Raw genomic sequence first — 26949 nt, 5'->3', positions numbered from 1 at the left:
TATAATCTAAGTAGAGATTTAAATTATAAGAGGGTGTTGTGAATGGCAAAAACTATGGGATATTGTAGGGTAAGTTCAATAGATCAAAATGAAACACGTCAAATACTTAAGATGAAATCTTTAGGTATAGAAGATAGATATATTTTTGTTGATAAACAAAGTGGAAAAGACTTTAATAGACCAGAATATCAATTAATGAAAAGGTTTTGTGAAGAAGACGATTTAATTTATATTGATTCCCTTGATAGACTTGGGAGAAATTATGACAATATAATAACTGAATGGAAGCATATTACGAGGATCGTTAATGCTAATATAGTGTGCCTAGATAATGAAACCCTATTTGATAGTAGGAAGTTCAAGTCTATGGGTGATATTGGTAAACTAATGGAAGATCAATTTCTAAGCCTCCTTTCTTATGTTGCAGAGCAGGAACGTAAACAGATAAAACAGAGACAAGCAGAAGGAATTGTAATAGCAAAGTCTCAGGGCAAATACAAAGGTAGAAAGAAAATAGAGATTAATTATAAATTTGAAAATATATATGTTAAATGGAAAAATGGAGAAATAACTGCGGTGAACGCTATGGTATTGCTAGGGTTTAAGAGAAATACATTTTACAGGAGAGTTAAAGAATACGAAATAAACTTAGAGTGGCAGGTTAAACAAAATATAATTTTACAAAGTAACAATTGATGTAGCATAAGGCTTGTTTGAACCATTGCTGATAGGAGGACTACACTTGTCAACTATTGAACGTACAGCTTATCCAAGGTTTAAGAAAAACATAAGTTCAAAAGAACTTGTAAAAATTTATACCCCAAATCATGAAGAAATTGAAATAGCTCATAGAGTTGCAAAAGGCGAGGCTCAAGTCTTGAACTTTATTCTTATGATAAAGTCATTTCAAAGGTTGGGCTATTTCCCTAAAATTAATGAAATTCCAATTGAAATTGTAAAATATCTTTGCTCACAATTAAATATTGCATCGGATGTAGATCTTAATCTACCAAATAGAACACTCTACCGATATAATAGCTCAATTAGAGAATATTTAAACGTTACGGAATTTGGAGCAAGTGCAAGACACGTAATTACGGAAGCTACCTATAAGGCAGCCCAAGTTATGAATAATCCTGCTGATCTTGTAAATGTAGCTATTGAAACATTGATAAAAGAGCGATTTGAACTTCCTGCATTTAGTACACTAGATCGCTTAGCCCGCCATATTCGTACATTAGTTAATTCAAATATTTATGAAAATGTACTAAATAAATTAACCTCTGATAAAAAATTGCAGTTAGATAGCTTATTATATATTGAAGACTCTGAAAATTATTCTAAATTTAATTACTTAAAAGAAATTCCCAAAAGTGCAACCATTAATCATCTTAAAGCACTGGGAAATACATATCAATTACTATTATCTATGGGTGATGTTGAGAGTTTGATTAAGGAAATTCCAATTGCTAAAATTAAACACTATGCATCTGAAGCTAAAGTACTGGATGCCTCTGAAATAAATAACTTTTCTATTGCAAAAAAATACACTTTAATTTTAAGCTTAATATATATGTCAAAAGTCAAGACACGAGATAACCTAGTCGAAATGTTTTTAAAGTGCCTTCGTAAAATTCAGAATAAAGGTAAAGATGAATTAAAAAAGATTCAAGAAAAGAATCGTGTAAAAACAGAGAATCTGATTTCAATTTTAACAAATGTACTTTTGAAAACAAATGATAATAATAAGAATGATACGACGCTAGGGCAACAAATTAGAGAAATAGTAAATGCAAATGGTGGCACAGAAGTACTTCTTACAGATTGTGATACTATATCTTCTTACAACGGAAATAATTACTTACCTTTAATATGGAAATTTTACAAAAGCTATAGAAAATCTTTGTTTAGATTAATAAAGCTTCTTGAAATTCGTACTGCTACACAAGATTATTCCTTAATAGAAGCATTAAATTTCTTGATTGCAAATGAAGATAAGCGTACTGAACTATTACCTTTTACATTAGATTTAGCTTTTGCAAGTGCTCAATGGCAAAATACTGTTATGGTAAAAGAAGGTGGTAACACCTTTTTAGTTCGAAGGCACCTGGAGGTATGTATTTTTTATCATCTTGCATCTGGATTAAAAACCGGCGACTTGTGTATTGATACCTCTGAAGATTTTGCAGACTATAGAAAGCAGCTTTTACCTTGGGAGGACTGTGAGCCTTTAGTTTCTGATTTTTGCACAGAAATGGATTTCAAAGAAAATCCAAGTGAATTTGTAGCGCAGTTGAAATCATTGTTAAAAGAAAAGTCCATAGAAGTAGATAAAAATTATTCTGATAATGGGAATATCACTATTAATGAAAAAGGTGAGGTTGTGCTTAAACGTGCCAAGGCCAAAAATATTCCAAAGAGTGCTCTTGATTTAGAGAAAGCCATTCATAAATGTTTACCTGAACGTGATGTAATCCAAATTCTTTGTAATGTAGAATATTGGCTAAATTGGACACGTCATTTTGGCCCACTATCAGGATCGGATCCTAAATTAGAAAATGCAGTTGAAAGATATGTTACTTTAGCATTTGGATATGGTTGCAATCTTGGTCCCACAGAAACATCAAGGCATATGAAGAGTTCAGTAACTCCACATATGCTATCCTTTGTAAATCGAAGACATGTTACAGCAAAAAAGCTAGAGGAAGCTCTTAAAGATATAATCAACTTATACGATAAGTGCTATCTCCCAAATTTGTGGGGTAATAATAAGATTGCCGCTGTTGATGGTACAATGCATGACCTTTATAAAGAAAATTTAGTATCAGAATATCACATACGTTATGGAGGAAATGGTGGAATAGCTTATCATCATATTTCAGACAAATATATAGCTTTATTTAGCCATTTTATTCCTTGTGGAGTATGGGAAGCAATTTATATAATAGATGGGTTAATGAAAAACAAATCTGATATTCAGCCAGATACAATACATGGGGATACACAAGCACAATCAACCCCTGTTTTTGCATTAACTTATTTATTAGGAATCAAGCTAATGCCAAGAATTAGGAACTGGCAGGATTTAAAATTTTATCGTGTTGATAAGAGTCATAAATATAAACATATAGACTCTTTGTTCAGTGATGTTGTAGATTGGAAATTAATCGAAACTCATTGGAAAGATATGCTCCAAGTAGTATTTTCAATTAAGGCAGGAAAAATAGTTCCATCTACTCTCTTAAGGAAGTTAAATAATTATAGTCATAAAAACAAGATATATCAATCATTTAAAGAACTCGGAAATGTAATTCGAACCATCTTTCTTTTAGGTTATATTTCTGATATTGAAATGCGTCAACAGATTACGTCAACTACAAATAAAATGGAATCATATAATGGCTTTTCTAAATATTTGTCATTCGGGGGTGAAGGCGTTATTTCTGAAAATGATCCTGATGAACAAGAAAAGAGAATTAAGTATAATAATCTTGTAGCCAATGCAGTAATACTTCAGAACGTTGTGGACATGACTTTAATACTAAAAGAGCTATCAGCTAATGGCGTTGAATTTACCAAGTCCGACGTAGCCACCCTTAGCCCATATATCACCAAGCACATAAAACGCTTTGGTGATTATGTAATTGATTTAGAAAACATACCAAAGGCTATAGATATGAGTATTTCGATACCTATGAAATAAGAAAAAGCCACATAATGGATATTACTTCCATCATGTGGCCTACTTTTACACGTATGTCGGCTGTACCCGAATAGGAGATGCACTACTAACTAAAAACACAAATAATGTGTTATAATTTAAATACAAAATATGATAATTTTATTTAAACAAATTTTTTTATAGTTAGGAATGAATATATTGAAAAATATAAAGCTGAAAAATGATTTGGGAGGTGATTTAATTTTGAATGATATATCAATATTGCTTGCTTTCTCTGCGGGCCTTCTATCCTTTTTGTCCCCTTGCGTTCTTCCGCTGATTCCTGCATATGTAAGTTATTTAACAGGTTCTTCTATAGAAGAACTAAAAAATGACAAAACTAAACTTTTCACTTTATATAAATCTTTTGGATTTGTGTTAGGCTTTTCTATAATTTTTATTCTAATGGGACTTTCTATAACTTCCCTTGGTAAATTATTAATTACTCATAAGGATTTGTTTAGAAAAATTGGTGGAACAATTATTGTTGTTTTTGGTCTACACACCCTAGGTGTTTTTAAAGTTAAATTATTTTATCGAGAGAAAAGATTTTTACACTTTAATAAAATTAAAGGTCCCTTTAGCTCAATAATAATGGGTATGGCTTTTGCTACAGGTTGGACTCCTTGCATTGGTCCTATATTATCCTCAATACTTATCTATGCTACCAGCATGAATTCTGTAGGCACTGGAGTTTTACTTCTTATTATGTACTCCCTTGGACTCGCTGTTCCATTTATCCTAACTGCCATTGCCATAGAAAACTTTACTAAACAATTTAAAAAGCTTTCAAAATATTTGCCCGTAATTTCAACAATAAGTGGTCTTTTAATGGTATTAATGGGATCACTAATTTTTACTAATAAGCTATCAATATTAAGCCAATATGGGAATTTTATTAATTTTTAGATGAAGGAGCAAATAAATATGAAAAAACCCTCAAAAGCATTTATAGCTATAATAATAGTATCTGTGACACTTGTAGGTGTATCAATTTATACAGTAAAAAATTATAATAAAACTAAAATATCTGTTGAAGAAAAAGTTAACGGCAAAACAACTACCCCTAAAATTAATACTAAGAGCTCTAATGATACAAATAAAATAAATCCTACTGTTATTAAAACGAAGGCTCCTAATTTCAAATTAAGTGATTTTAACAACAAGGAATTATCCCTAAGTGACTTAAAAGGCAAAAAAGTATTTCTTAATTTTTGGGCAACTTGGTGTCGCCCTTGTAAAGAAGAAATGCCTGAAATCCAAAAATTATATGAAGAAACAAAAAATAGTGATTTGGTTATAATTGCAATTGAAATAGGAGAACCTTTAAGCACTGTTAAGTCTTTTATTGCTAGTAATAAATATAGTTTCAAAGTACTTTTAGATTTAGATCAAAGTGTTTCAGCCAAATATAATATAGCATCAATTCCAACTTCATATTTCATTGATGTAGACGGAAATATCATTTCTAAACGAATGGGCGCTATGAATATTGATCAAATGAAATCATATATTAAAACCTTAGATAAATAGCTAATAATAAATATGCAACAATAATTAATATCGATAAAACTAAACATGCTGTCTTTATTTTTTTAATAGAAATGGCACAAAAATAACACTTATCCAAACCATAATTTCGTTATCATATAGTCATACCAAACAAAATAAAAATTTGAGGGGTACAAATATGAAAAGCAAAAAATTATGGGTTGCATTAACTTTATCATTAGTGCTAGTTACAAGTGGTGTTGTATTCGCCGCTGAAATTTCTACAACTACCCCAGTAACTACAGTAGCACACAATGCTGTTGGAATGGCCAGGGCCTCAGGAGTTAGAGGATATGACTACGTAACCTCTGTACTTAAAACCAAAGGATTTACAGATACCCAAATAACCGCTGGGCTTGCTTTTGGAAAAACAGTATATGAGCTTGCTAAAGAAAAAGGTGCTACTTTAAAGAAAAATATAAAAACTAACACAGCAAGTTGCATAGGAAATTTCGGTGAAGGAAATAAGAATTCAAATGGTACAGTTAATGTTCACGGAACAAATAAAGCTCATGGAAATGGTGATGGAATGATGGGTAGTGGAAAAAGAGTTTCTAAATAAAATTGCAATTCTAAATCAGGTAAATTCATTACAAAAATGAGACCAACAAATAGTTGGTCTTACTTTACATTTAATATTACAAACTAGATGTATGTAGTCTGTGAACATAAAATCCACCAGTAAATGCTTCAACAAGTCCTAGTTCAGGTGTTCCACAACCAAAGGCTGTTACTTCTAATCTTATAACTCCATTTTCTTTGGATTCCATTAATTTTTTTAATACTTCATTTATTTGTTTATTAAATTTTATATTCAGTTTACATCTCCTTGATTTATAGAATTTAAGATTATTGTAACATAAGAAAAGTAAGCCTTAAATAAACATTTTCCTAAACAAATTCAGAAAATCTCTGGATTTTTTCTTTTAATTCTAGAAAATTAATATATCTAGATTGTTTTACTATCTCTTTCTCCTCCAAATAAATAATAATGGTAGGAATAGTAAATACAGCAAAAACACTAGCTACAGATGGGATATTTTGAACTTCTACATGTCCACTCACAACTTTAGAATGTTTTTTAAGTAGTTCTTTAAGTCTGGGTAAAATATCATTACACACATTACACCCATCTGACGAAAAATATAACATAACAAATTTATTTTCTTTAATAAAATCTTTTATATCATTTATTGAATTTAAATTCTTCATAATTTTACTCCTTCTTTATGCTTTCTTTTTAATATCGACACTGGATAATGTAGCTATACGTATTAATCTAATTTTCTATTTTTTATACTCCCCTAGTATATATTTGAAATTATAAGTGCATCTGTACTTCTTGTCAAATATCACTACCCAAGTACTAATCATAATTACAATATTTGAGACAATTTAATCTTTTTAAAAGGGGATAATTAATATATGCTAAATTATATACCTTTACTTAAAAAAATTGATTTATTTAAAGACCTTTCTTTTAAAGATATAGAATATTTATTCACTAAAGACTTATATGAAATTAAAAATTATAAAAAGAATTCTGTGATATATTTTCAAAATGAAAAATGTACTCGTTTTGATATAATTTTAAAAGGAACTGTATTAGTTCAAAAAATCGATTCTAATGGCAACGTACTAACTATTAGTGATTTTAATATAGGTGATGTAATAGGTGGAAATCTACTTTTTTCCCATAAAAATTTTTTCCCCATGACGGTTCTTTCAAAAAGTGATGTCATCATCCTACATTTTAAAAAAAATTTAATTTTAAAATTTTGTCAAAGCAATATTAAATTCTTAAATAATTTGCTAGAATCCCAGACAAAACTTTAATATTAACAGATAAAATTAAAGCATTATCTATGAAAACTATAAGACAATGTTTAATTGATTTTTTATTGTATGAAAGTTTTTCTCAAAACAACCTAATAATAAAGTTGGAACTCACAAAAAAAGAACTTGCTGAAAAATTTGGAATTCAAAGACCTTCCCTTTCTCGTGAATTAAATAAAATGAGAATGGATGGGTTAATAGAATATGATGCACATTCTATTACAATAATTAATTATGAGTCACTAACATCAATTTAATTTTCCATAAACTACTTTAACCTATATAAAGATATTAAAAATATTATATTGAAGTTTTTGAATCATGGGCTAACAAGTTTTAATACAAATTTAAAAAAGTAATTAAGAGTATCAATTATTTGTGTTGGTTGTAATAAAACAAAGATTTTTGAAGTAAAAAAGATAAATAAACAGTATACTATTACTTAGGAAGTGATTAATAATGAATACAACAATTACACTAGCACGTCATGGTGAAACAAACTGGAATGCCTTAGGTAAATTCCAAGGCTGCCAAGATATTAATTTATCTAACGAAGGTATACTTCAAGCGGAGTATCTAAGTAAAAGATTTATTAATAATTTTGATTTTATTTACACAAGTCCTTTAAAAAGAGCTCTGCAAACAGCAAAAATCATTGCTAAGAAAAGCAACACTACTATTAATGTTGCTTTAAACTTAAGAGAAATAAATTTTGGTGCATGGGAAGGTCTTACTATAAAAGAAATTCAAACAAACTTCCCCGAAAAATTTATAAAGTGGAGAAATGATGAACTTGATGGACCTATGTGTGGTGGTGATCAAAGTCTCAAAAAAGCAAGCATCCGTGCTAAAAATGCTATTCTAGAAATTGCAAAAAAACATAAAGGAAAGAATATCGTAATAGTAGCTCATGGTGGAATTATCAAAGCTGGACTAATCGGTCTATTTGACCTAAAAATGACCATGTATCATAAAATAATTTTAGGTAATACATCTGTTTGTAAAATAATCTTTGATGATGATTTTAATCCAAAAATAATTACTTTGAATGATACAAGCCATCTTCCTGATGACTACATTATAAAATCTTATGTATAAAATGCAAACAAAATACATAGAAATAGACTATACCATTATTTTATATATAATAATGGTATAGTCTTATAAATAATAAACTCTAGTTTTCCTTGAAGGTGCAATACATACCATAATAATTAGCGGATCATAACTAAAGTTAGAACAGTATCCTACCGCTAATTCATTGTTTTTAACATCAATACTTAAATATTAAGCATTATTATCTTTACTTTGTTCTTTACACCATTTTGCACAAAAGTTTGTTTTTTTACTGCAAAGTACGTTTTCCGAACCACAAATAGGACAAATATGCTTGTCCTGTTCATACTTTATTTCATATATAGTGTCGCAGTTAAAGCATTTGGCTTTACAAAATGTTGCTCTGTAATTCCCACCACTTATTCTTATAGCATTTCCTTCGGTCAAAGCAATAGCTATTTTTTTTCTTGCGCTATCTATAACATTTTGAAAAGTTTGCCTTGATACCTGCATCCTTTGTGCGCATTCTTCTTGATTTAATTCTTCAATATCCTTTAATCTCATTGCCTCAAGTTCTTCTACTTTTAAAACTATTTCTTCAATCTCACATTTAGGCTTACCCCATGGAACAAAATAAGTATCATCTGGAAAGAATTCTACTCTTCTACATTTTATAGGTCTTGACATTTTAATTCCTCCCTGCATTTACTACATAATCCTATGAACGTAATGTTTGAATCATATATCTCCAAATTATTGTCTATTTCTATTTTTTCGTTTAATTTTAGATAGTCAATATTTAAGCTTTGACTATCTATATCAACTATATTATTACATTTATAACATTTAAAATGAATATGCAGGGGGTTTCCACTAAATATTTTCATCTCATAATAGTTTATACGGTTAATATTTATTTCTTTTACTATACCTAACTCATTAAATACCTTTAACACTCTATAAATCGTAGCAAGTCCTATATTTTTTTCTTTGATCCTTTTGTATATCTCTTTTGCATTTAAATGGGTCTTATTATCCAGAATAGTTTTTAATATTATTTTTTTTTGCATTGTGAATTTATAACCTTTTTTTTCTATTAACTTTTTAAAAACTATTAAATCATCATTCATAAAATCATCCTCTATAATTATTCATTGCAGTGTACTTCATGTTCATGCTGCGTGCAAACACTTCCTGTTGATTTTAATTCACCATTTATATATTTTTGTACTACATCCTCACTAAATCCTTGTGCACCAACTACTACCTCAATACCATTTTCATTAAATAGCTGTTGTGCTGTTTCTCCCATACCACCAGCAATAATAACATTTACATTTAATTCTTTCAAAAATACAGGAAGATAGCCAGGTTTATGACCTGGATTTGGAGTGAAACTCTTATTTAACGATTTACTTTCTACAACATCATATATTGTAAATCCCTCACAATATCCAAAATGTCCACTTACATTCTTTCCTTCACTTGCAACTGCTATTTTCATTTAAAATCCTCCTTCTATTTATAAATTAAATTTTATTCTACACATTCTTTTAAAACATTATAGATATACTCTATTATTTCATTACATGAAACACCTTGTTTCTTTAATTATAAGCATTCATATATACTATATTTTTAACCTTCCAAACCTCTTATCAAGTAAATTTTCATTGATTTTCTCATTTGATTAAATTACTCTTTTTATTACTATTCTTCCTTTTCTATAAATGTTTATTGGCATTTGCTAATTTCATATTACTCTTATTTTTTGTTATTGTCAAATGCCAATAATAATAATAATAATAATACATAATCAGTGATCTCTTTTATATCCACTTGCTTAATTCCTATTTTAATAACTTTTCCGGTGCAATGAGACATTGCCAAAAGAGAAATGTTTTTTTCTTTAAAATAATTAATTGTATTTTTTAATCTTTTCTCATTTACTTCAACTAAATGAGTTTCTTTAATAATTACATAAATTGTCATGTTCGTGTGTTCTATAATCCTTTCTAAAATATTAACTATACCTATATGAAAACATCCTACTATAACTATCAAACCTTTTTCATGCTTCAATACTAATACTTTTTCATCAGAGAACTCATCTACTACATAATTTTTATCTTGCTTTATTTGAAATATTTTATTTATCTGTTCAAATTTATTGCTTGGTTTAAAATTATAAACATCATTATATTTTCTTCAATATATTTTACCTCAATATTATTTTGATGAATATATTCGTTATCAAAAGAATTACCAATATACTTATAATTATCTTTTCCAACTACTTTATATTTTTTGTTAAAAATTTTTTTCCAACAATTAACTTATATGAATTGTTAGCTTTATTAACAAATTTCAGATATATTTAGCGTTAAATTAATATCCATATTTATCTTCCAGGTTTCATATTTCTACCGTGTCTATGTCTGTGACAAATACAATTATCACAATTTTCTTCGTCCTCAAGCTCACTACAAAGCTTGTAATTTCCTCCTTCTATTTTTAATAACTTACCATTTACCAAACTATCTGCTAATTTTCTGCGAGCATCATCATATGTTCTTTGTAATGTAGAACGGGCAACTCCCATTACATTTGCACTTTGCTCTTGATTTAAACCTTCTAAATCTATTAGCCTTATAGTTTCATATTCCTCTACTGTCATAATTATTGATTCATTTAATGTTTCCACTAAATCAATAGGACCAAATTTAACAATTTCAGGCAACATACAAACTCTTCTCCACTTTTTAGGTCTTGCCATTATTTAATCTCCTCCGTATTATTTTTCTATTATAATTTCTTAACATTTTCACTCCATCATTTCTTTAACATGTTTTTCATTAACAAAGACGCCTTTAAATTTTTTTAAGTTAAACATTTTAGTAAAATAATCACATTTACATAAAAAAACATAATAAATATTCTTACCACATCCAAAATGATTACAATTCTAAATTTCATGTCAGAAAGTTTAATCGTCCATTTTTTATTCTCTTCAACTTCAATAGTTTTATTTTAATCTATAAGTAATAACTCCCTTATATTATCTTTTACTTTTTTTCTACCATCAATACTTCTTTCATTTACCATATTATTTATTATTTGATTATTTATTTTTTATTAATAGGGTTATTTATATTACCAAGTCCCATTTTAAGTCCTAATCCTCCAACTACAGTTGCAACTTTAGCTACATTGCATAATCCTAATCCTCTTCCTGTTTTTGGTCCCATTCCTGTTGGACCTGTACCATCTCTTCTTGACATAACCTCGTCTTCTTTTATCTTTGGTCATATACCCTTTACAACTACCATTATACTCCGTATTGGGTATATATCAATAACTACTCTGATAATATTAAATAAGTTCAATTTTACCTACAAACATTTCTTTCTGATCTTTAGTAGCTATGTTTAATACAAAAGAACCTGTTTCCTTGAAAATTTTGTGGGAATATCGTGATGGAACAATACCTCTCATAATCATTGGTGGATTATAGTTACAATTACAACAATAAGCTACTACTAACACATTATTTTTACCATCAAGGCTTCTACAAGAAACTATCACTTTAGGCATTGGTTGAAAACAAGAATTCATATCCGCTTGAATTTTTCCCATTCTAATTCCCCATCTTTAGTACAATTTACTTGTATAATAACCATTTTAAATTACTAAACACTTATAAAATTATGTGCGTTTATTGTATATGTTCATGACAAACAGAACCTGTTGATTTTAATTTACCACTTATATATTTTTGTACTGCGTCATCACTTAATCCCTGTGCACCAACTACTACCTCAATACCATTTTCATTAAATAAGTTTTGTGCTGTTTCTCCCATTCCACCTGCAATAATAATATCTACATTCAATTCCTTTAAAAACACTGGAAGATACCCAGGTTTATGTCCTGGATTTGCAGTAAAACTATTACTTATTGATTTACCATCCTCTACTTCATATATTGTAAACCCTTCACAATATCCAAAATGTCCACTAACTTTACTTTCTTCACTTGCAACTGCTATTCTCATTTATAATTCCTCCTATATTTTAATTAATAAATTTATTTTACATGTTCTTTTAAAGTCTAAATGCTTCTTTTATAATACTCCACATATCCTCAATAGCTTTTTCGGCTATACTTTCTTTATAACAAGTAATAGGTTTTAACTCATTTATCGATTTCATAACAATATCATCATATGGAATTTTACCAACTATTTTTAAACCTTTATCATAAGCAAAGTCTTCTATTTCCTTAGCTACTTCTTCATTTATATCATATTTATTTATACAAACCATAGTAATAACTCCAAAATGTTCACATAATTCTACTACTCTCTTTAAATCTCCAAGACCTGATTTTGTAGGTTCTGTAACAGTGAGTACTGCATCACTTCCTGTTATTGATGCTATAACAGGACACCCAATACCTGGTGAACCATCTAATATAGTTAGTTTCTCTTTATCATTAAATTTTCTACCATTTTTTCTAAGAAACGTTACTAGCAGTCCTGAGCTATCACTACCTATATCCATTTCTGCTCTTGAAATTATACCTGTATCTAGCTTAGTAATAAATGTTTCTGCTGTTTTTTCCGATTTTAAACTTATAGCATTTTGTGGGCATACTAATGTACAAGAACCACATCCCTCACAAGCAAATAAATTTATTTTACAATTTTCTATAGCTTCAAATTTGCACACAGTCTCACATACACAACACTTGGTACAAAGAGATTCGTCTATTACAGCTTTTTTACCACCTATAAATTCACTTTTTTCGATGTCTTGTCCTTTGTAAAACATATAAAGATTAGGTGCGTCTACATCACAATCTATTCTTATTACATCTTTGGCAAGTTCAGCAAGTGCTGTTGCAATTGTAGTTTTACCCGTTCCACCTTTACCACTTAAAATTACTAGTTCCAAGATATCACCTCTTTTACTTCCTTTGAAAGTTCATCAAATAGTACTTTATGATGTGGATCATCATATAGTATTTCTCCCCTAGAATAAAGTACTGCTGTATTTTTACTATAAGGAACAGTTCCTAATAACTTTATTTTTTCTTCCTTGCAATATCTTTTTATTATATTATCTTTTTCATCATCTTTATTTATAACTATACCAAAAGGTATATTATACATTTTTACAACTCCTACTGCCATTTTCAAATCATGAAGTCCAAACTCTGAAGGTTCTGTTACAAGTATTGCTGCGCTCGCATATTTCAGTGCATTTACTACATTACAAGAAGTACCTGGAGGACAATCTATTAAATTAACTCCACCTGATATACTTTTAAGCAATTGTCTAATAACAGGTACTGCCATAGGTTCATTTACATTTAAAATCCCTCTACTACAATTTATATTTCTTACTTTCCCGCTTTCAATTTTACCTGTTTGTCTTTTATTGTAAGTTATAGCATTATAATTACATGCAAGTTCACAAGCTCCACATCCATGACATAATTTAGAGAAAAGTAAAATTTCATCTTTCACTTTTGCAAGAGCGTTAAATTGACATGCATTTACACAAGCCCCACAAGAAGTACAATTAGCTTTATCTATAATTGGGTACTCTACCATAACTTTTTCTGTTTTATCTACTATAGGTTTTAAAAATAAAAAACCATTTGGTTCTTCAACATCACAATCTATATAATTCGCCTTTAATGCAAGAGCAAGATTAATTGAAATCGTAGTTTTTCCTGTTCCTCCTTTTCCACTAAGAACTGCTATATTCATTCCCATTCTACTTACCCCCACCATGATACGCAGGACCAGACATTTGTATTTGTTCTAATTCGCTTTTATTATATTTCTCAAGTACTGAACTTATAACAATACTTTCACACTTATATGCTTTAATTTCTGCTTTTTCAATAAGTTCAAAAGCATTGGGACCAAGATTACCTGTTATAATAACATCTATATTTTCATCAATTATTTGGTTAGAAGCAAGAATTCCTGCTCCACCACTAGCATTTTGACCCTTATTTTCTATAACTTTTACTTCTCCACTTTTAGTATCATGAATTTGAAAATATTCACATCTTCCAAACCTGGTATTTAATAAATCTTCATTAGTTTTCCCTGTTGATGAAATTACTATTTTCATTACTACTCCTCCTCTATTTAGATATTGGCATTTGCTAATTTGATAATACTACTATTTTTAGTTATTGTCAAATGCCAATAATGATAATATAATTAAATAAATATATAAACGAAACTAAAAAAATAAGGGGTGAAAGATCACCCCTTATTTACTTATCACCCTGAGAAGTATTCAATTGATTATTTATTAAATTGAGTCTATTTTCAAGATTAATTTTTTCTTGTGCAAGTAAATCCTTTTGGTTTACAGGATTAATTGAATTATTAAAACCATTCATTACTAAACCCATTCCACAACCGCCTCTTCTACCTAACCCTAATCCCATACCAAGGCCACTAGTTTCACCTGCCGCATTAGTTACATTACAACCGCCCATACCTCTTCCTGTGTTTGATCCCATTCCTCTTGGACCTGTACCATCTCTTCTAGCCATGAAAACATCTCCTTTATTTTAGTTTTGGGCATTTGCCCCTTACAACTTTTATTATACTCAATTTTGGGCATATGTCAATAACTAATTTTGATGAATTTGTTTTTCATAAAATATTTCCACAAAGTAATAGACTATACTATTGTTTTGTGTAAACAATAGTATAGTCTATTAAATATAACACCTAATTTTATACCATTTCACTATCTAAGCTGCTAATCCAAGGCTCCATCCCCTGTTTTACTCTATAATCATTTATAGCTGCATGTATAACTTCCTCTGCTAAAACCGAGCAGTGCATTTTAATTGTTGGAAGCCCGTCTAATGAATCTGCAACAGTTTTATTGGTAATTTTCCAAGCGTCTTCAAGTGTTTTTCCCTTAATAATCTCCGTAGCCATACTACTAGATGCCACAGCAGAACCACATCCAAAAATCATAAATTTTGTATCTACTATTATATTATTTTTAACCTTAATGAATATTCTCATTATGTCTCCACACTGTGCATTTCCAACTTCACCTATGCCGTCAGCATCTTTAATTACTCCGACATTTCTTGGGTTCATAAAATGTTCCATCACCTTATCACTATACATCTCTCAACCTCCATACTTTAAACTTTATATAATATAAATAATTTTTATCAAATGCAGCTTAAATAACTTGCACAAGTTTCATTTTATAGTAATCTTTTATTCTTAATACTATATAATATTATGATAATATTTTATTACTCCTATAATATTGTAATGCAATTGCATATTCAATTCTTCTTTTTTGCATATTGCACCCAATTTCATAAGGCATTAATGTATCTCCAGTAGAATTATAATTATTAGCTTGACAACCTCCACTACAATAAAATCTTGCCCAACATTTTTTACATTCTGGTTTATTATATATATTAGATTTTCTAAAATCTGTTGACATTTCTTTATTTTCAATACCATCATACACATTTCCCATATAAAAAACTTTATTGCCTACAAATTGATGACAAGGGTATATATCCCCTTCTAGAGTTACTGCAATATATTCAAAGCCAGCCCCACAACCAGATATTCTTTTATAAATGCATGCCCCACCATTAATATTAATATTAAAATGATAAAAAATAACATCATCATGCTTTAATAATTCATTAAAAATGATATCATATTATTCGTATATTTGCTCTAAATATTCTTTTTTAATAGATAGAGGATTATCAGCTGATAACACCACTGGCTCAATTGAAATCTCCTTAAATCCAAGATCTATAAAATGTTTTATATCTTTAGAAAAATCTAAGTTTTGTGAAGTAAATGTTCCTCTTATATAATACTGTTTTTTAGATTTAACTCTTCTTTCAACCATACTCTTTATTTTAGGAAGAATATCATCATATGTTCCTCCACCATTAATTTTTATCCTTATACTATCTTCTACTTCTTTTCTACCATCAATACTTAATACAACATTTACCATATTATCATCTAAATAATCCATAATATCTTCAGTTAACAATGTAGCATTTGTAGTAATCGTAAATCTAAAATTTTTATTGTATTGTTTTTCTTTACTTCTTGCATAATCAACTGTTCTTTTAACAACATCCATATTTAAAAGAGGTTCCCCTCCAAAAAAATCCACTTCTATATTAACTCTTGTGCCTGAATTTTTAATTAAGAAATCAATACTTTTTTTAGCAACATCAAAACTCATTAATATTCTTTGCCTATCATAACCTTCTCCATCAGCAAAACAATATTTACATCTTAAATTACAATCATGAGCAATATTAAGACATACAGCTTTTATGTAATCAGGTTCTTTTTCAAATTCTTTAGCAATAGGCTCATATACATCATCTGAATACAATTTATCATCTTCTATAAGTTCTTCTATTTCGTCATAACATTCATTTAAAATGTTTTCATCATATATTCCTCTGTATTTGTTTATGACATTACTTCTACTCTCAATATTATTTTCATTAACTATATCATATATAATTTTATCTACTACATGAATAGTACCAGAACTTACATCTAATATAAAACAATCATCATTACATTTAAATTTATGTATATCATTCATTAGTTTGTTATCCTTTCTCTATTTGTTTTACTATTTTTATAATAAATAAGGGGGTGGTACCCCACCCCCTTATTTATCCTCCTGAGAAGTATTTAATTAATTATTTATTGAATTAAGTATATTTTTTTGCCTACTAGATAAGATCAATTTTAGAAAAATCTATTTCTCCTTTAATATCAACTATTTCCCCATTACAATGCACATATTCAATTTTACCTACAAACATTTCATGTGATCCAGTAACTATAGAATCTACTACCTTGCACTCTATATTTATAGGGCAATCTGCTAATAAAGGTGCATTTACCTTTATTCCTTCTTCAACTTTAATATTAAGCTTTGAAAACTTATCTTCATCCCTACCACTATGACTCCCCAAATAATCAAACATTTCCTTTTGCTGCTTTGTAGCAAGATTCACTACAAAACATCCTGTTTCCTTAATAATTTTATATGAATATCTTGAAGGTACAATACCAACCATAACCATTGGTGGGTCATAGCTACAATTACAACAATATCCTACTACTAATGCATTATTTTTACCATCGGTGCCTCTACAAGAAACCACTATTTTAGCCATTGGTTGAAGACATGATTTCATATTACCTTGAACTTTACTCATAATAATCCCTCCATTATTTGTATAACTTATTACATCTATAACCTAACATATCAAATCATCCTTTATAATTATTCATTACAATGTCCTTCATGTTCATGCTGCGTGCAAACACTACCTGTTGATTTTAATTCACCATCCATATATTTTTGTACTACATCATCACAAAGACCTTGTGCACCCACTACTACTTCTATACCATTTTCGTTAAATAAATTCTGCGCTGTTTCTCCCATGCCACCTGCAATAATAAGATTTACATTTAATTCTTTTAGAAACACTGGAAGATATCCAGGTTTGTGACCGGGATTCTTAACAAATTCTTTTTTTAATTCCTTAGCTTCATTTACATCATATATTGTAAATCCTTCACAAAACCCAAAATGTCCGCTTACATTTTTCTCTTCACTCGCTACTGCAATTTTCATATTGACATCCTCCTTAAAATTAACAAATTCTATTACTTTTTCAGTCAAAGCTTTAAATTTATCATCTAATACCTTACTTATACTACTTTTATTATTTATAACATCTATTATTTCTTTACTCATTGGAAGCTCTCCAATAAGTTGTATATTCATTTTATTTAAAAATTCTTGTGTATTACTATTATCAAAAAATCTTATTTCCTTTTCACAATTAGGACAAACAATGTAACTCATATTTTCTACTAACCCTATTATTTTAATATTCATCTTTTTGGTCATATTAATAGCTTTCGCCACTATCATAGAAACTAAATCCTGAGGTATTGATACCATTACTATGCCATCAATAGGAAATGACTGCATAGCTGTAAGCGCTACATCAGAAGTTCCAGGTGGCATATCAATAATTAAATAGTCAAGTTCTTCCCATAATACATTTGTCCAAAACTGTTTAACTGTATTTGCTATCATAGGACCTCTCCATATTACTGGTTGCTCTTCATCTTCAATAAGTAAATTAAGAGACATCACCTTAATGCCATCCTCTGTTGTTACTGGCCAAATATTTTCTTCAGAGGTCTCTGCTCTCTTGCCCCCTAAATTCAACAATTTAGGTATGCTCGGGCCTGTAATATCTGCATCCAATATCCCTACTTTATAACCTTTCTTGTTTAGTTCTTTAGCTAATAAAACTGAAATTGTTGATTTACCTACTCCACCTTTACCGCTCATAACACCTATTACTTTTTTAATATTATTGCTTGGATTGTTTTCCATTTTGATGCTTTCTTCATACTTACATTTTTCATTCGACTGATTTGAATCGTTATTTGCCACCAAAATTCCTCCTTATTTTGTTCTTTAATAAATAATTATTTACATATTAATCTACATATCCTTAACTTTCTATTTATAAATTAAATTTTATTCTACACATTCTTTTAAAACATTATAGGTATACTCAATTATTTCATTACAAGAAACGCCTTGTTTCTTTAATTGTAAGCATTCAAATGTACCATATTTTTCTTTTACTTTATTTATTATTTCCTTTGTATATTTTGTCGATTCATTCTTAGTCGTCGCTTCTTCTCTTCCTTTTAATGTTCCTAATGCCATAAGTGCTCCTGTAACTGCTCCACAAGTACTTCCTACCATCATACCTGTACCAAAAGGACTAGCAATTGAAATTGGAATATTAACATTATTTTCTTCATTAAACGCCTTTATTATAGATTCTGCACAATTATATCCTTGCTTATGATATTCTAAAACGTCTGTCATTTGTATATGCTCCCTATTTTTAAACTATAGCTATAACTATAATATTTATTTGGTTTTAATAATTTTATAAAAATTCTTTTATATTGCTCCACATATCTTCAATAGCCTTTTCTGCTATGCTATCTTTATAACAAGTTATAGGTTTCAACTCATTTATCGATTGCATAACAACATCATCATATGGAATTTTTCCTACTACTTTAAAACTTTCTTGTGAACATAATGTTTCAATTTGCTTTGCTATTTCTTCATTAATATCATATTTATTAATACATACCAGCGTGCAAACTTCAAAATGCTTACAAAGAGTCATTACTCTCATAAAGTCTTCCATACCTGATTTTGTGGGTTCTGTAACAATTAAAGCTATATCACAACCTGTTACGGATGCCATTACAGAGCAACCTATACCTGGAGAACTATCTACTATTGTTAATTTAGTTTGTTTGTTAAATATACCTTTAAATTTTTGAACTAATGAAGATTTGCTATCTTCAATTTCTGATTCTTTTTTTTTAAATTCCTCACTATTTTTTCTTAATATAGTAATAAGCTTTCCGGAGCCCTCACTTCCAACTTCCATTTCTGCCCTGGATAATATTCCTTTAGAGTCTTTTGTCATAAATACATCTGCACTTTTTTCATTGGTTAATTTAACAGCATTTTCAGTACAAACAATAGTACAAGCTCCACAACCTTCACATTTATAAATATTTACTTGATTGTTTTTTATTGCATCAAACTTACAATACTTTTCACATAAACCACATTCAGTACAAAGATCTTTATCTATAATAGCTTTTTTACCTCCATAAAAGTCTTCTTTCTTTAAGTCTTCCCCTTTATAAAACAGATAAAAATTAGGAGCATCTACATCACAATCTACTTTTATAGGATCATTAGCAAGTTCTGATAAAGCAACAGCAATTGTAGTTTTACCAGTTCCTCCTTTTCCACTTAATACTACTAATTCCATACTAGTATCTCCTTTACATTTTTAGCAATGTTATTAAAAAGGCTTCTATATTCATTATTTTCTATGAGCATTTCACCTTTTGAATACTGTTTTGCAATACTCCTACTATAAGGTAAAGAACCTATTATCGAAATATTTTCCTTTTTACAGTATTGAGTTATTATATTTTCATCACTTACGCTCTTGTTAATTACTATACCCATAGGTATATTGAATCTCTTAACAAGCTCAACCGCCATTTTCAAATCATGTAATCCAAATTCTGAAGGTTCAGTTACAAGGATAGCTATATCAGCATTTTGAAGCGTATTTACCACATTACAAGAAGTTCCAGGTGAGCAATCAAGGATGTTAATATTTTTACTTAAATTATTTAAAAGTTCTTTAATAATTGGTACGGCCATAGGTTCGCCTATATTTAATACTCCTCGTTTACACTGAATATCCTCTAAATTTCCTTCTTCGATAATTCCAACAGTTCTTTTCTTATACTCTATTGCATCATATTTACATACAATTTTACAAACTCCACAACTATGACATAATCTTTCGAAAAGTATAATACATTCGTTGATTCTTGCTAAAGCATTAAACTGACAAGCATTCGCACACTCTCCACAATGTTTGCATTTAGTATAATCAATAAAAGGATAATCGGTCTGTACCTCTTTCTTATTAATATTTAATGGCTTTAGAAATATAAATCCATTTGGTTCTTCTACATCACAATCAATATAATTTGCTTTTAAAACTAATGCAAGATTAGTTGAAACAGTTGTTTTACCTGTCCCTCCTTTTCCACTAAGTACTGCTATATTCACTGTATACTCCTCTCCGATCTACTAGTTTGATTAATGAAGTGAAGGTCCAGACATTTTTATTTCTTCAAGTTCACCCTTATTATATTTTTCTAAAACTGAACTAATATCCATAATCCCACATTTATAAGCTCTAATTCCTGCTTTTTCTATAAGTTCAAAAGCATTAGGTCCAAGATTACCGGTTATTATAACGTCTACTTTTTCTTCGATTAATTGGTTAGATGCAACAATACCTGCTCCCCCACTTGAACTTTGTCTTTTATTTTCTAAAATTTTAACTTCTCCACTTTCGGTATCATGAATTTGGAAATATTCACACCTTCCAAACCTCTTATCAAGTAAATTTTCATTAATTTTTCCGTCTGATGAAATTACTATCTTCATTACTATTCCTCCTTTTCTATAATTAATTATTGGCATTTGCTAATTTCATATTACTCTTGTTTTTTGTTATTGTCAAACGCCAATAACAATAGTATAATTAAATAATTATTGGAGTAAGAAACTACCATCATTTTATGTACAATTAAATGAACTAGATATAAAAAGGAGATTTATGTATGAGTAAATATTGGAGTGAAACTACAAAAAACATTGAACCTTATATCCCAGGCGAACAACCTAAAGATAGGAAATATATTAAATTAAACACTAATGAAAACCCGTACCCACCCTCTCCAAAAGTAATTGAAGCAATTAGCAAAGCGGCTAATGAAAATCTTCAGTTATACCCTGACCCAAACTGTGATGAACTTAAAAACACATTAGCAAATTATTATAAATTATCACCTAATCAAATATTTGTAGGAAATGGTTCAGATGAAGTACTTGCTTTCTCTTTTATGGCATTTTTTATAAAGAAAAGCCTATCTTATTTCCTGATATAACATATAGTTTCTATGAAATTTATATTAAACTATTTGGTCTAAAACATAAGTTAATTCCCTTAGATGATGAATTTACTTTGCCTTTAAATTCATTTTGTATTGAAAATGGTGGAATTGTAATAACAAATCCAAATGCACCAACCACCAAATATATATCAATAAAGTCCTTAAAACGAATTGTGGAATACAACATAGAAAGTGTTGTTATAATAGACGAAGCCTATATAGACTTTGGTGGAGAATCTTTAATTGGATTTGTAAATAATTATCCAAACCTATTGATTATTCAGACACTTTCTAAATCAAGATCACTAGCAGGGTTGCGTGTTGGTTTTGCTTTTGGACATAAAGACTTAATCGAGGGCCTCAACAGAATTAAGAACTCAATTAATTCTTATACCATTGATTCTATCGCTTTAGCTGGTGCAAAAGCATCTTTTGAAGATGAAACCTATTTTCAGAGTGTTCGCCTTAAAATTATGGATACAAGAGAAAAAACAGTACCATTACTTAGAGAATTAAAGTTTATTATATTGGAATCAAAAGCTAACTTTTTATTTGTATCCCATACTAAAATTAATGCAAAAATAATATTTAATAAATTAAGGAAATATGGAATTCTTGTTAGATATTTTGATAAACCTAGAATAAATAATTTTTTGAGAATAAGTATAGGCACTAACGAAGAAATGAAAATGCTTATAAAAAGATTAGAACAGATTATTCTAGAGATGGAAACAGAAATTTAATATAAATTATTTCTAATAACCAATTAAATACGATTAAACTTATTAAGAAAGAAATGCAGTAATAAATGGTTATGATGAAGTGATGATCTTATTAAAAACGGGGAGTGATTTAAATGAGCAAAGGACTTATATATGCCATATCTATTAGTCTAGAGCGAGGACAGTTAAAAAAGGAAGTACATGAAGCTAATCTCATAGAAAACTATGGGATAGAAAATGATGGACATGCAGGTAATTGGAGTCGCCAAATAACTTGCCTTAATTGGTTTAGTGTCCAAAAGGCTAATATAGAACATAACTTAAATATAGGACCTGGAGATTTTGCAGAGAATATTCTAATTGATGGTCTAGATTTATCTAATTTAATAGTTGGAAACAGAATCAGCTTAGCCACAGATGTTGTTTTAGAGATAACCCAAATTGGTAAAGAGGATCATCCTAGCATAGTTAGCAGAACATTTGGTATAAGTCTTTTACCAAGTGAAGGTTTATTTTGTAAAGTAATTAATGGTGGTAAAATAAGAAAGAGAGATTCTGTAGAAATAATACCTTTCTAAAAAGTAAAAAATATATAAATACTAATTTTTTAGAAAAAACAGAAGGGAGAATTGGTAATTAAGATGAATTTAAAAATAACAACTCTTATAGAAAATAATAATGATATTAATAATCTTTTATTTAACGAACACGGGTTGTCTCTTTATATTGAAACTGATGGAATGAAAATATTATTTGATACTGGTCAAAGTGGAGATTTTATTAAAAACACTGAATTGTTGAAAATTGATTTAAGTAAATTGGATTATATTGTGTTAAGTCATGGACATTATGACCATACTGGAGGATTTAGAAAACTTGTTGATGAAGATTATACATCATATAATTTAATTGTAGGAAAAAGTTTTTTTAATAATAAATATAAAATCGTGGAAAAAGATAATTACAAATATATTGGTAATTCCTTTGATAAAGAATATGTTAATCAAAATAATATTGTCGTAAAATATATTAAGGAAGACATATTTTATATTACTGAAAATATAATGATATTCTCTAATTTTAAAAAAAGTAATGATTTTGAACAGATAAACAAAATTTTTCAAATAAAACAAGATGAAAACTATGTAGCAGATAATTTTTCTGATGAAATAGTATTAGTAGTGAAACATGAAAAAGGTTTGGTGGTCATAGTAGGATGTTCTCATGTAGGGATAATTAATATTCTAGAAACCATTATAGAGCGAACAGGTATGTCAATCTATGGTATTGTTGGTGGAACACATTTAGTTGAAGCAGATGAACAAAGATTAAAGACTACAATGAACTATTTCAAAGAAAAAAACATCTGCATTTTAGCAATGTCTCATTGCACTGGAAAATATGCCGTTGAAAAAATTAGGCATGAATTTGTGGATGAATTTATATATAACAATACTGGAAATATTATTGAAATGCTATAAAACAAATCGAGTAGGAGCTAAATAATTAATTTATTTAGCGACCTCTCACACCACCGTGCGTACCGTTCGGTACACGGCGGTTCAATAGAACTTAATGTTTTAATAAATATGTTTCAGATATAGAAACTAAACCTATCTTTTTAAGGTACTTACTAGTTAATGTTTTGGCTAATATAGGGCTATTGGATATTCTCCAATAGCTTTTCCTTGTATTTGCATATTGCCAGGCTTTATTATTGTTCAAACCTAATTTAACAAGGTTTCCATGTTTTGTCTTAATCTTTTTCCACTGTTTCCAAAAACACATTCTAATTCTTCGTCTTAACCATTGGTCAAGTGTTTTAAGAATACTTTTAATGTCTGCAATAGCAAAATAATTTACCCATCCAACTATCACTTGCTTAAGTTTCATTAACCTATATTCCATGCTCATCGCATTACTTCTTGAAGTTAATTCTTTTAGCTTTGCTTTGAATTTACTTATAGGCTTTTGAGGAACTCTCATTCTGTATTCACCTTTTGAACGGTAAAACGAAAATCCTAAAAATTTAAGTTTCCAAGGTCTATCTACTGAACTTTTTTCTTTATTCACTTTAAGCTTTAAATTTTCCTCAATAAATCTTGTAATGCTCTCCATTACTCTATTGGCTGATTTCTTACTTTTAACATATATATTTGCATCATCAGCATATCTACAAAACTTTAGTTCCCGCTTTGTTAGCTCTACATCAAGTTTATGTAACATAACGTTACTTAATAACGGTGATAATGGGCCACCCTGAGGTGCTCCTTCTTCTGTATTCATAAATATACCATTTATCATTACTCCGCTTTGTAGATACTTTCGTATCAAAGAAATTACTCTACCATCTTTAATATCTTCCGATAGTATTTTTATTAACTTATCATGATTTATCGTATCAAAGTATTTAGAAAGATCAATATTTACCACCCACGTATAGCCAGCATTAATATATCCCCTACATTTTTCAACAGCTTGTTTTGCACTTCTTAAAGGTCTAAAGCAATAACTATTATCAGAAAATTTCTTTTCATATATTGGTATTAGAACTTGTGAAATTGCTTGTTGAACAACTCTATCTACCACAGTAGGTATTCCTAGTAATCTTATTCCCCCATCAGGTTTGGGTATTTCTACCCTTCTCACTGCTAGGGGTCTATATCTATTTTCTAGTAATGATTGCCTTAATTCTTGTCCATGTTCTTTTAGGTAATGTAGAAGTTCATCTACCATCAACCCATCAATTCCATGACTTCCTTTATTGGCCTTTACTCGTTTATAAGCTTTGTTCATATTATCCCTCGACAATACTTGCTCAAGTAAATCATTACCGTATTTATTTACATCGTTTCTTCCTTCTTCTGACATAGGAGAAATACTATGCACTTCTACGTTACCTTTAAGTTCCACTCTATTCTCTCGTAGAGAGCCTTCTTTATGAAGTTGTCTGCTTTCATCATATTTCTTCGTATCTTTCAAAATTTCAAAACCTCCTATTGTTCAGTCCTTCCCACGCTAACGCGTTTTGCATGGTACTATGACTTCTGCTGACTTCTGATAGTTCAGACATACATCACTGTATGTTTTGTTATTTCTAAATTCATATCCACAACTTGCCTATCAGATCTCCCCGGGTAAGAACGCAATCTTTCACTCCATCTATCTGCTACATTTACACCGCTTGTTTCGAATAGTTTTGGGCTTTGTTTTGTATAGCAAACTTACCCACAAGCATATGCCTTATATGTAATTTCTGTTCGTCAGACCAGAGTTTGGCCGTCGACTTCCTTCAGATTCCGCCTCACGGCGGACACCCTTATCTTAGGCTATGCACTTGGCACTATTAACCTGTGCTAGGGACTTCCACCCATTAGATTGCGCCCATGCCGGGCAAACTATAAAAAAGGTTGATTATAACTTAATCAACCTTTTTCATTACCCTAATCACAATCTTCAATAGTTATAAGATAACAAAATTATATCCCAATTATTTTAATAATCTAAAAAGGATAGACATATTCAATTTTAGGTTTTTCTGTATTCTTTATACTTTCAACTATAATTATAGGTGTTTTTTCACCATTATAGTTTAAATCTTTTATTTTTCCAGTAACCTTTATCCATGTATCTTGTTTTAGGTCCTTAGCCTTATCATAATTAGCTAAAAGTCCAACTGGGGCTAAATCTGCTGCACAGCAAGTCATCATAAGCCTGGCCGGAACAAACTCATTCTCTATTTATTTTGCAATGCTTTTTTTGATGATAATAAACTTATCTTTTTTATCAATATAACTAATGCAAGTAATACAACTGAAATCAATGCAGTTATACCTCCAGGTGCACAATTCATATAATAAGAAATGAATAGTGACAAGAGTATGTCTATCACACTAAACAATATTGAGTATAAAAGAGTTGATTTAAACCCTTTCTCTAATTGCATTGCTGTAGCTACAGGCAAAGCAATCATAGAGCTTAAAACAAGTACTCCAACAATTCTCATAGAAACAGATATTGTAGCAGCAACTAATATAGCAAATATATAATTAATTAATTTAACATTTATTCTTCCAACTTTTGCTGCTTCTTCATCAAAAGCTATAATAACAAGTTTATTATATAATATTATTAATGTCACAATTGATACAAGACTTAAAGCTAAGACAGCATATAAATCATCTCTTGTTACAGTTAATACGCTTCCAAATAGAAATGAGTTCACATTTGCATGTAATTCTCCAGAACTCATGATAGTAATAGCAATCCCAACACTTAAAGACAGAACAACAACAAGTATTAGCTCAGCATATTTTTTAAAATAATCTCTTAAAAACTCAATTAATAATCCACAAAATGAAGTAAATACGAATGAACTC

34 protein-coding genes and 2 pseudogenes are annotated in these 26949 nt (G+C 29.3%); 11 read left to right on the top strand and 25 right to left on the bottom strand.

From position 1 onward, the window contains the following. The first annotated feature begins 42 nt into the window (after positions 1-42). The 5 genes from KPL37_RS13400 (at position 43) to KPL37_RS13380 (ending at position 5834) form a co-directional block, all read left to right on the top strand. The gene (locus KPL37_RS13400; RefSeq protein WP_216150162.1) at positions 43-696 is read left to right on the top strand and encodes a recombinase family protein; all 654 of its coding nucleotides are present in this window, start codon (positions 43-45) and stop codon (positions 694-696) included. 46 nt (positions 697-742) lie between these two features. Next, on the top strand, positions 743-3703 hold the full coding sequence (locus KPL37_RS13395; RefSeq protein ID WP_216150160.1) for a Tn3 family transposase: 2961 nt from the start codon (positions 743-745) through the stop codon (positions 3701-3703). A gap of 222 nt (positions 3704-3925) precedes the next feature. Next, positions 3926-4630: a cytochrome c biogenesis CcdA family protein gene (locus KPL37_RS13390; RefSeq protein ID WP_216150158.1), complete on the top strand. Its 705-nt coding sequence runs from the start codon at positions 3926-3928 to the stop codon at positions 4628-4630. 18 nt (positions 4631-4648) lie between these two features. Then, positions 4649-5254 carry a TlpA family protein disulfide reductase gene (locus KPL37_RS13385; protein ID WP_216150156.1) on the top strand — a complete coding sequence of 202 codons (606 nt, stop codon included), beginning with the start codon at positions 4649-4651 and terminating at the stop codon, positions 5252-5254. Positions 5255-5411: 157 nt separating this feature from the next. Beyond that, complete coding sequence (locus KPL37_RS13380) at positions 5412-5834, top strand: hypothetical protein (RefSeq protein WP_216150154.1); 423 nt, start codon at positions 5412-5414, stop codon at positions 5832-5834. Between the two features lie 76 nt (positions 5835-5910). On the opposite strand, the gene KPL37_RS20120 is transcribed toward KPL37_RS13380, so the two are convergent. Together KPL37_RS20120 and KPL37_RS13375 are read right to left on the bottom strand one after the other, a co-directional pair. Beyond that, positions 5911-6042, bottom strand: a complete 132-nt coding sequence (locus KPL37_RS20120; RefSeq protein WP_281418694.1) for a hypothetical protein — start codon at positions 6040-6042, stop codon at positions 5911-5913. Positions 6043-6163: 121 nt separating this feature from the next. Beyond that, positions 6164-6484 (bottom strand): thioredoxin family protein, encoded by a 321-nt coding sequence (locus KPL37_RS13375; protein WP_216150152.1) that lies wholly within the window; start codon positions 6482-6484, stop codon positions 6164-6166. A 213-nt stretch (positions 6485-6697) separates the two neighbouring features. Here KPL37_RS13375 and KPL37_RS19825 point away from each other — a divergent pair, with 213 nt between their 5' ends. The 3 genes from KPL37_RS19825 (at position 6698) to KPL37_RS13365 (ending at position 8206) form a co-directional block, all read left to right on the top strand. After that, positions 6698-7108 (top strand): Crp/Fnr family transcriptional regulator, encoded by a 411-nt coding sequence (locus KPL37_RS19825; protein WP_246578281.1) that lies wholly within the window; start codon positions 6698-6700, stop codon positions 7106-7108. A 29-nt stretch (positions 7109-7137) separates the two neighbouring features. Then, the gene (locus tag KPL37_RS19820) at positions 7138-7365 is read left to right on the top strand and encodes a helix-turn-helix domain-containing protein (protein ID WP_246578280.1); all 228 of its coding nucleotides are present in this window, start codon (positions 7138-7140) and stop codon (positions 7363-7365) included. 202 nt (positions 7366-7567) lie between these two features. Then, entirely contained in the window at positions 7568-8206 is a 639-nt protein-coding gene (locus KPL37_RS13365; RefSeq protein WP_216150150.1) for a histidine phosphatase family protein, read from the top strand. 189 nt (positions 8207-8395) lie between these two features. On the opposite strand, the gene KPL37_RS13360 is transcribed toward KPL37_RS13365, so the two are convergent. From KPL37_RS13360 to KPL37_RS13265, 20 genes and pseudogenes are all read right to left on the bottom strand, one after another. After that, complete coding sequence (locus KPL37_RS13360; protein ID WP_216150148.1) at positions 8396-8851, bottom strand: DUF134 domain-containing protein; 456 nt, start codon at positions 8849-8851, stop codon at positions 8396-8398. Next, positions 8836-9294: a Fur family transcriptional regulator gene (locus KPL37_RS13355; protein ID WP_216150146.1), complete on the bottom strand. Its 459-nt coding sequence runs from the start codon at positions 9292-9294 to the stop codon at positions 8836-8838. The genes KPL37_RS13360 and KPL37_RS13355 overlap by 16 nt, the downstream gene beginning before the upstream one ends. Positions 9295-9311: 17 nt before the next feature. Beyond that, entirely contained in the window at positions 9312-9668 is a 357-nt protein-coding gene (locus KPL37_RS13350) for a NifB/NifX family molybdenum-iron cluster-binding protein (RefSeq protein WP_216150144.1), read from the bottom strand. A 260-nt stretch (positions 9669-9928) separates the two neighbouring features. Continuing rightward, positions 9929-10246 carry an MBL fold metallo-hydrolase gene (locus KPL37_RS13345; RefSeq protein ID WP_216150142.1) on the bottom strand — a complete coding sequence of 106 codons (318 nt, stop codon included), beginning with the start codon at positions 10244-10246 and terminating at the stop codon, positions 9929-9931. Between the two features lie 319 nt (positions 10247-10565). Beyond that, positions 10566-10940, bottom strand: coding sequence for a DUF134 domain-containing protein (locus KPL37_RS13340; protein WP_216150140.1), 375 nt, complete (start codon positions 10938-10940; stop codon positions 10566-10568). Positions 10941-11289: 349 nt separating this feature from the next. Then, positions 11290-11445 carry a DUF5320 domain-containing protein gene (locus KPL37_RS13335; RefSeq protein WP_216150138.1) on the bottom strand — a complete coding sequence of 52 codons (156 nt, stop codon included), beginning with the start codon at positions 11443-11445 and terminating at the stop codon, positions 11290-11292. Positions 11446-11536: 91 nt separating this feature from the next. Further along, the gene (locus tag KPL37_RS13330) at positions 11537-11800 is read right to left on the bottom strand and encodes a flavin reductase family protein (RefSeq protein WP_216150137.1); all 264 of its coding nucleotides are present in this window, start codon (positions 11798-11800) and stop codon (positions 11537-11539) included. A gap of 79 nt (positions 11801-11879) precedes the next feature. Next, entirely contained in the window at positions 11880-12218 is a 339-nt protein-coding gene (locus tag KPL37_RS13325) for a NifB/NifX family molybdenum-iron cluster-binding protein (RefSeq protein WP_216150135.1), read from the bottom strand. A 49-nt stretch (positions 12219-12267) separates the two neighbouring features. Continuing rightward, on the bottom strand, positions 12268-13119 hold the full coding sequence (locus KPL37_RS13320; RefSeq protein ID WP_216150133.1) for an ATP-binding protein: 852 nt from the start codon (positions 13117-13119) through the stop codon (positions 12268-12270). After that, positions 13110-13940 (bottom strand): nucleotide-binding protein, encoded by an 831-nt coding sequence (locus tag KPL37_RS13315; RefSeq protein ID WP_216150193.1) that lies wholly within the window; start codon positions 13938-13940, stop codon positions 13110-13112. The genes KPL37_RS13320 and KPL37_RS13315 overlap by 10 nt, the downstream gene beginning before the upstream one ends. A 7-nt stretch (positions 13941-13947) precedes the next feature. After that, complete coding sequence (locus tag KPL37_RS13310; protein WP_216150131.1) at positions 13948-14313, bottom strand: NifB/NifX family molybdenum-iron cluster-binding protein; 366 nt, start codon at positions 14311-14313, stop codon at positions 13948-13950. Positions 14314-14461: 148 nt separating this feature from the next. Further along, positions 14462-14746: a DUF5320 domain-containing protein gene (locus tag KPL37_RS13305; RefSeq protein WP_216150129.1), complete on the bottom strand. Its 285-nt coding sequence runs from the start codon at positions 14744-14746 to the stop codon at positions 14462-14464. Between the two features lie 187 nt (positions 14747-14933). After that, positions 14934-15341, bottom strand: a complete 408-nt coding sequence (gene nifU / locus KPL37_RS13300) for a Fe-S cluster assembly scaffold protein NifU (RefSeq protein ID WP_216150127.1) — start codon at positions 15339-15341, stop codon at positions 14934-14936. 118 nt (positions 15342-15459) lie between these two features. Further along, positions 15460-16824: pseudogene (scfB, locus tag KPL37_RS13295) on the bottom strand (thioether cross-link-forming SCIFF peptide maturase). A 133-nt stretch (positions 16825-16957) separates the two neighbouring features. Continuing rightward, on the bottom strand, positions 16958-17449 hold the full coding sequence (locus KPL37_RS13290; RefSeq protein WP_216150125.1) for a flavin reductase family protein: 492 nt from the start codon (positions 17447-17449) through the stop codon (positions 16958-16960). 68 nt (positions 17450-17517) lie between these two features. Next, entirely contained in the window at positions 17518-18711 is a 1194-nt protein-coding gene (locus KPL37_RS20115; protein ID WP_343216270.1) for a P-loop NTPase, read from the bottom strand. Between the two features lie 87 nt (positions 18712-18798). Next, positions 18799-19158, bottom strand: a complete 360-nt coding sequence (locus KPL37_RS13280) for a C-GCAxxG-C-C family (seleno)protein (RefSeq protein ID WP_216150123.1) — start codon at positions 19156-19158, stop codon at positions 18799-18801. A 64-nt stretch (positions 19159-19222) separates the two neighbouring features. Beyond that, positions 19223-20134: an ATP-binding protein gene (locus KPL37_RS13275; protein WP_216150121.1), complete on the bottom strand. Its 912-nt coding sequence runs from the start codon at positions 20132-20134 to the stop codon at positions 19223-19225. After that, entirely contained in the window at positions 20125-20955 is an 831-nt protein-coding gene (locus KPL37_RS13270) for a P-loop NTPase (RefSeq protein WP_216150119.1), read from the bottom strand. The genes KPL37_RS13275 and KPL37_RS13270 overlap by 10 nt, the downstream gene beginning before the upstream one ends. A gap of 30 nt (positions 20956-20985) precedes the next feature. Then, positions 20986-21339 (bottom strand): NifB/NifX family molybdenum-iron cluster-binding protein, encoded by a 354-nt coding sequence (locus KPL37_RS13265; protein ID WP_216150117.1) that lies wholly within the window; start codon positions 21337-21339, stop codon positions 20986-20988. A 176-nt stretch (positions 21340-21515) separates the two neighbouring features. Between KPL37_RS13265 and hisC the strand changes: the two are divergent. From hisC to KPL37_RS13250, 3 genes and pseudogenes are all read left to right on the top strand, one after another. Then, positions 21516-22591 (top strand): annotated as a pseudogene (gene hisC, locus KPL37_RS13260) (histidinol-phosphate transaminase). Positions 22592-22704: 113 nt separating this feature from the next. Beyond that, a complete protein-coding gene (locus KPL37_RS13255; protein WP_216150116.1) occupies positions 22705-23148 on the top strand; it encodes an MOSC domain-containing protein in 444 nt (147 codons plus the stop codon). A gap of 63 nt (positions 23149-23211) precedes the next feature. After that, positions 23212-24051 carry an MBL fold metallo-hydrolase gene (locus KPL37_RS13250; protein WP_216150115.1) on the top strand — a complete coding sequence of 280 codons (840 nt, stop codon included), beginning with the start codon at positions 23212-23214 and terminating at the stop codon, positions 24049-24051. Positions 24052-24142: 91 nt separating this feature from the next. Here the strand turns inward: KPL37_RS13250 and ltrA are convergent, their stop codons facing one another. The 3 genes from ltrA to KPL37_RS13235 form a co-directional block, all read right to left on the bottom strand. Next, the gene (gene ltrA / locus KPL37_RS13245) at positions 24143-25552 is read right to left on the bottom strand and encodes a group II intron reverse transcriptase/maturase (protein ID WP_216150114.1); all 1410 of its coding nucleotides are present in this window, start codon (positions 25550-25552) and stop codon (positions 24143-24145) included. Between the two features lie 521 nt (positions 25553-26073). Further along, complete coding sequence (locus KPL37_RS13240; RefSeq protein WP_343216272.1) at positions 26074-26310, bottom strand: TIGR03943 family putative permease subunit; 237 nt, start codon at positions 26308-26310, stop codon at positions 26074-26076. After that, a partial coding sequence (locus tag KPL37_RS13235; protein WP_216150112.1) for a metal ABC transporter permease occupies positions 26307-26949 on the bottom strand: 643 nt, incomplete at its 5' end. The genes KPL37_RS13235 and KPL37_RS13240, both read right to left, overlap by 4 nt.

Origin of the sequence: Clostridium frigoris, from assembly GCF_018861865.1 — a bacterium.
GTDB classification, from domain to species: Bacteria; Bacillota; Clostridia; order Clostridiales; family Clostridiaceae; genus Clostridium_AD; species Clostridium_AD frigoris.
Note: the sequence above shows the minus strand (reverse complement) of the source record. Positions and strands in the feature narration are given on the sequence as shown.

Excerpts from the sequence above, each read along its gene's own strand:
- KPL37_RS13280 (WP_216150123.1), bottom strand. The coding sequence starts at position 19,158 with ATGACAGACGTTTTAGAATATCATAAGCAAGGATATAATTGTGCAGAA.
- KPL37_RS13340 (WP_216150140.1), bottom strand. The coding sequence starts at position 10,940 with ATGGCAAGACCTAAAAAGTGGAGAAGAGTTTGTATGTTGCCTGAAATT.
- KPL37_RS13330 (WP_216150137.1), bottom strand. The coding sequence starts at position 11,800 with ATGGGAAAAATTCAAGCGGATATGAATTCTTGTTTTCAACCAATGCCT.
- KPL37_RS13250 (WP_216150115.1), top strand. The coding sequence starts at position 23,212 with ATGAATTTAAAAATAACAACTCTTATAGAAAATAATAATGATATTAAT.
- KPL37_RS13255 (WP_216150116.1), top strand. The coding sequence starts at position 22,705 with ATGAGCAAAGGACTTATATATGCCATATCTATTAGTCTAGAGCGAGGA.
- KPL37_RS19820 (WP_246578280.1), top strand. The coding sequence starts at position 7,138 with ATGAAAACTATAAGACAATGTTTAATTGATTTTTTATTGTATGAAAGT.
- KPL37_RS13325 (WP_216150135.1), bottom strand. The coding sequence starts at position 12,218 with ATGAGAATAGCAGTTGCAAGTGAAGAAAGTAAAGTTAGTGGACATTTT.
- KPL37_RS13335 (WP_216150138.1), bottom strand. The coding sequence starts at position 11,445 with ATGTCAAGAAGAGATGGTACAGGTCCAACAGGAATGGGACCAAAAACA.
- KPL37_RS13265 (WP_216150117.1), bottom strand. The coding sequence starts at position 21,339 with ATGAAGATAGTAATTTCATCAGACGGAAAAATTAATGAAAATTTACTT.
- KPL37_RS13305 (WP_216150129.1), bottom strand. The coding sequence starts at position 14,746 with ATGGCTAGAAGAGATGGTACAGGTCCAAGAGGAATGGGATCAAACACA.
- KPL37_RS13375 (WP_216150152.1), bottom strand. The coding sequence starts at position 6,484 with ATGAAGAATTTAAATTCAATAAATGATATAAAAGATTTTATTAAAGAA.
- KPL37_RS13385 (WP_216150156.1), top strand. The coding sequence starts at position 4,649 with ATGAAAAAACCCTCAAAAGCATTTATAGCTATAATAATAGTATCTGTG.
- KPL37_RS13355 (WP_216150146.1), bottom strand. The coding sequence starts at position 9,294 with ATGAATGATGATTTAATAGTTTTTAAAAAGTTAATAGAAAAAAAAGGT.
- KPL37_RS13315 (WP_216150193.1), bottom strand. The coding sequence starts at position 13,940 with ATGAATATAGCAGTTCTTAGTGGAAAAGGAGGAACAGGAAAAACTACG.
- KPL37_RS13380 (WP_216150154.1), top strand. The coding sequence starts at position 5,412 with ATGAAAAGCAAAAAATTATGGGTTGCATTAACTTTATCATTAGTGCTA.
- KPL37_RS20120 (WP_281418694.1), bottom strand. The coding sequence starts at position 6,042 with ATGGAATCCAAAGAAAATGGAGTTATAAGATTAGAAGTAACAGCCTTT.
- KPL37_RS13400 (WP_216150162.1), top strand. The coding sequence starts at position 43 with ATGGCAAAAACTATGGGATATTGTAGGGTAAGTTCAATAGATCAAAAT.
- KPL37_RS13365 (WP_216150150.1), top strand. The coding sequence starts at position 7,568 with ATGAATACAACAATTACACTAGCACGTCATGGTGAAACAAACTGGAAT.
- KPL37_RS13360 (WP_216150148.1), bottom strand. The coding sequence starts at position 8,851 with ATGTCAAGACCTATAAAATGTAGAAGAGTAGAATTCTTTCCAGATGAT.
- KPL37_RS13350 (WP_216150144.1), bottom strand. The coding sequence starts at position 9,668 with ATGAAAATAGCAGTTGCAAGTGAAGGAAAGAATGTAAGTGGACATTTT.
- KPL37_RS19825 (WP_246578281.1), top strand. The coding sequence starts at position 6,698 with ATGCTAAATTATATACCTTTACTTAAAAAAATTGATTTATTTAAAGAC.
- KPL37_RS13275 (WP_216150121.1), bottom strand. The coding sequence starts at position 20,134 with ATGGAATTAGTAGTATTAAGTGGAAAAGGAGGAACTGGTAAAACTACA.
- KPL37_RS13290 (WP_216150125.1), bottom strand. The coding sequence starts at position 17,449 with ATGAGTAAAGTTCAAGGTAATATGAAATCATGTCTTCAACCAATGGCT.
- nifU (WP_216150127.1), bottom strand. The coding sequence starts at position 15,341 with ATGTATAGTGATAAGGTGATGGAACATTTTATGAACCCAAGAAATGTC.
- KPL37_RS13310 (WP_216150131.1), bottom strand. The coding sequence starts at position 14,313 with ATGAAAATAGTAATTTCATCAACAGGGAAAACTAATGAAGATTTATTA.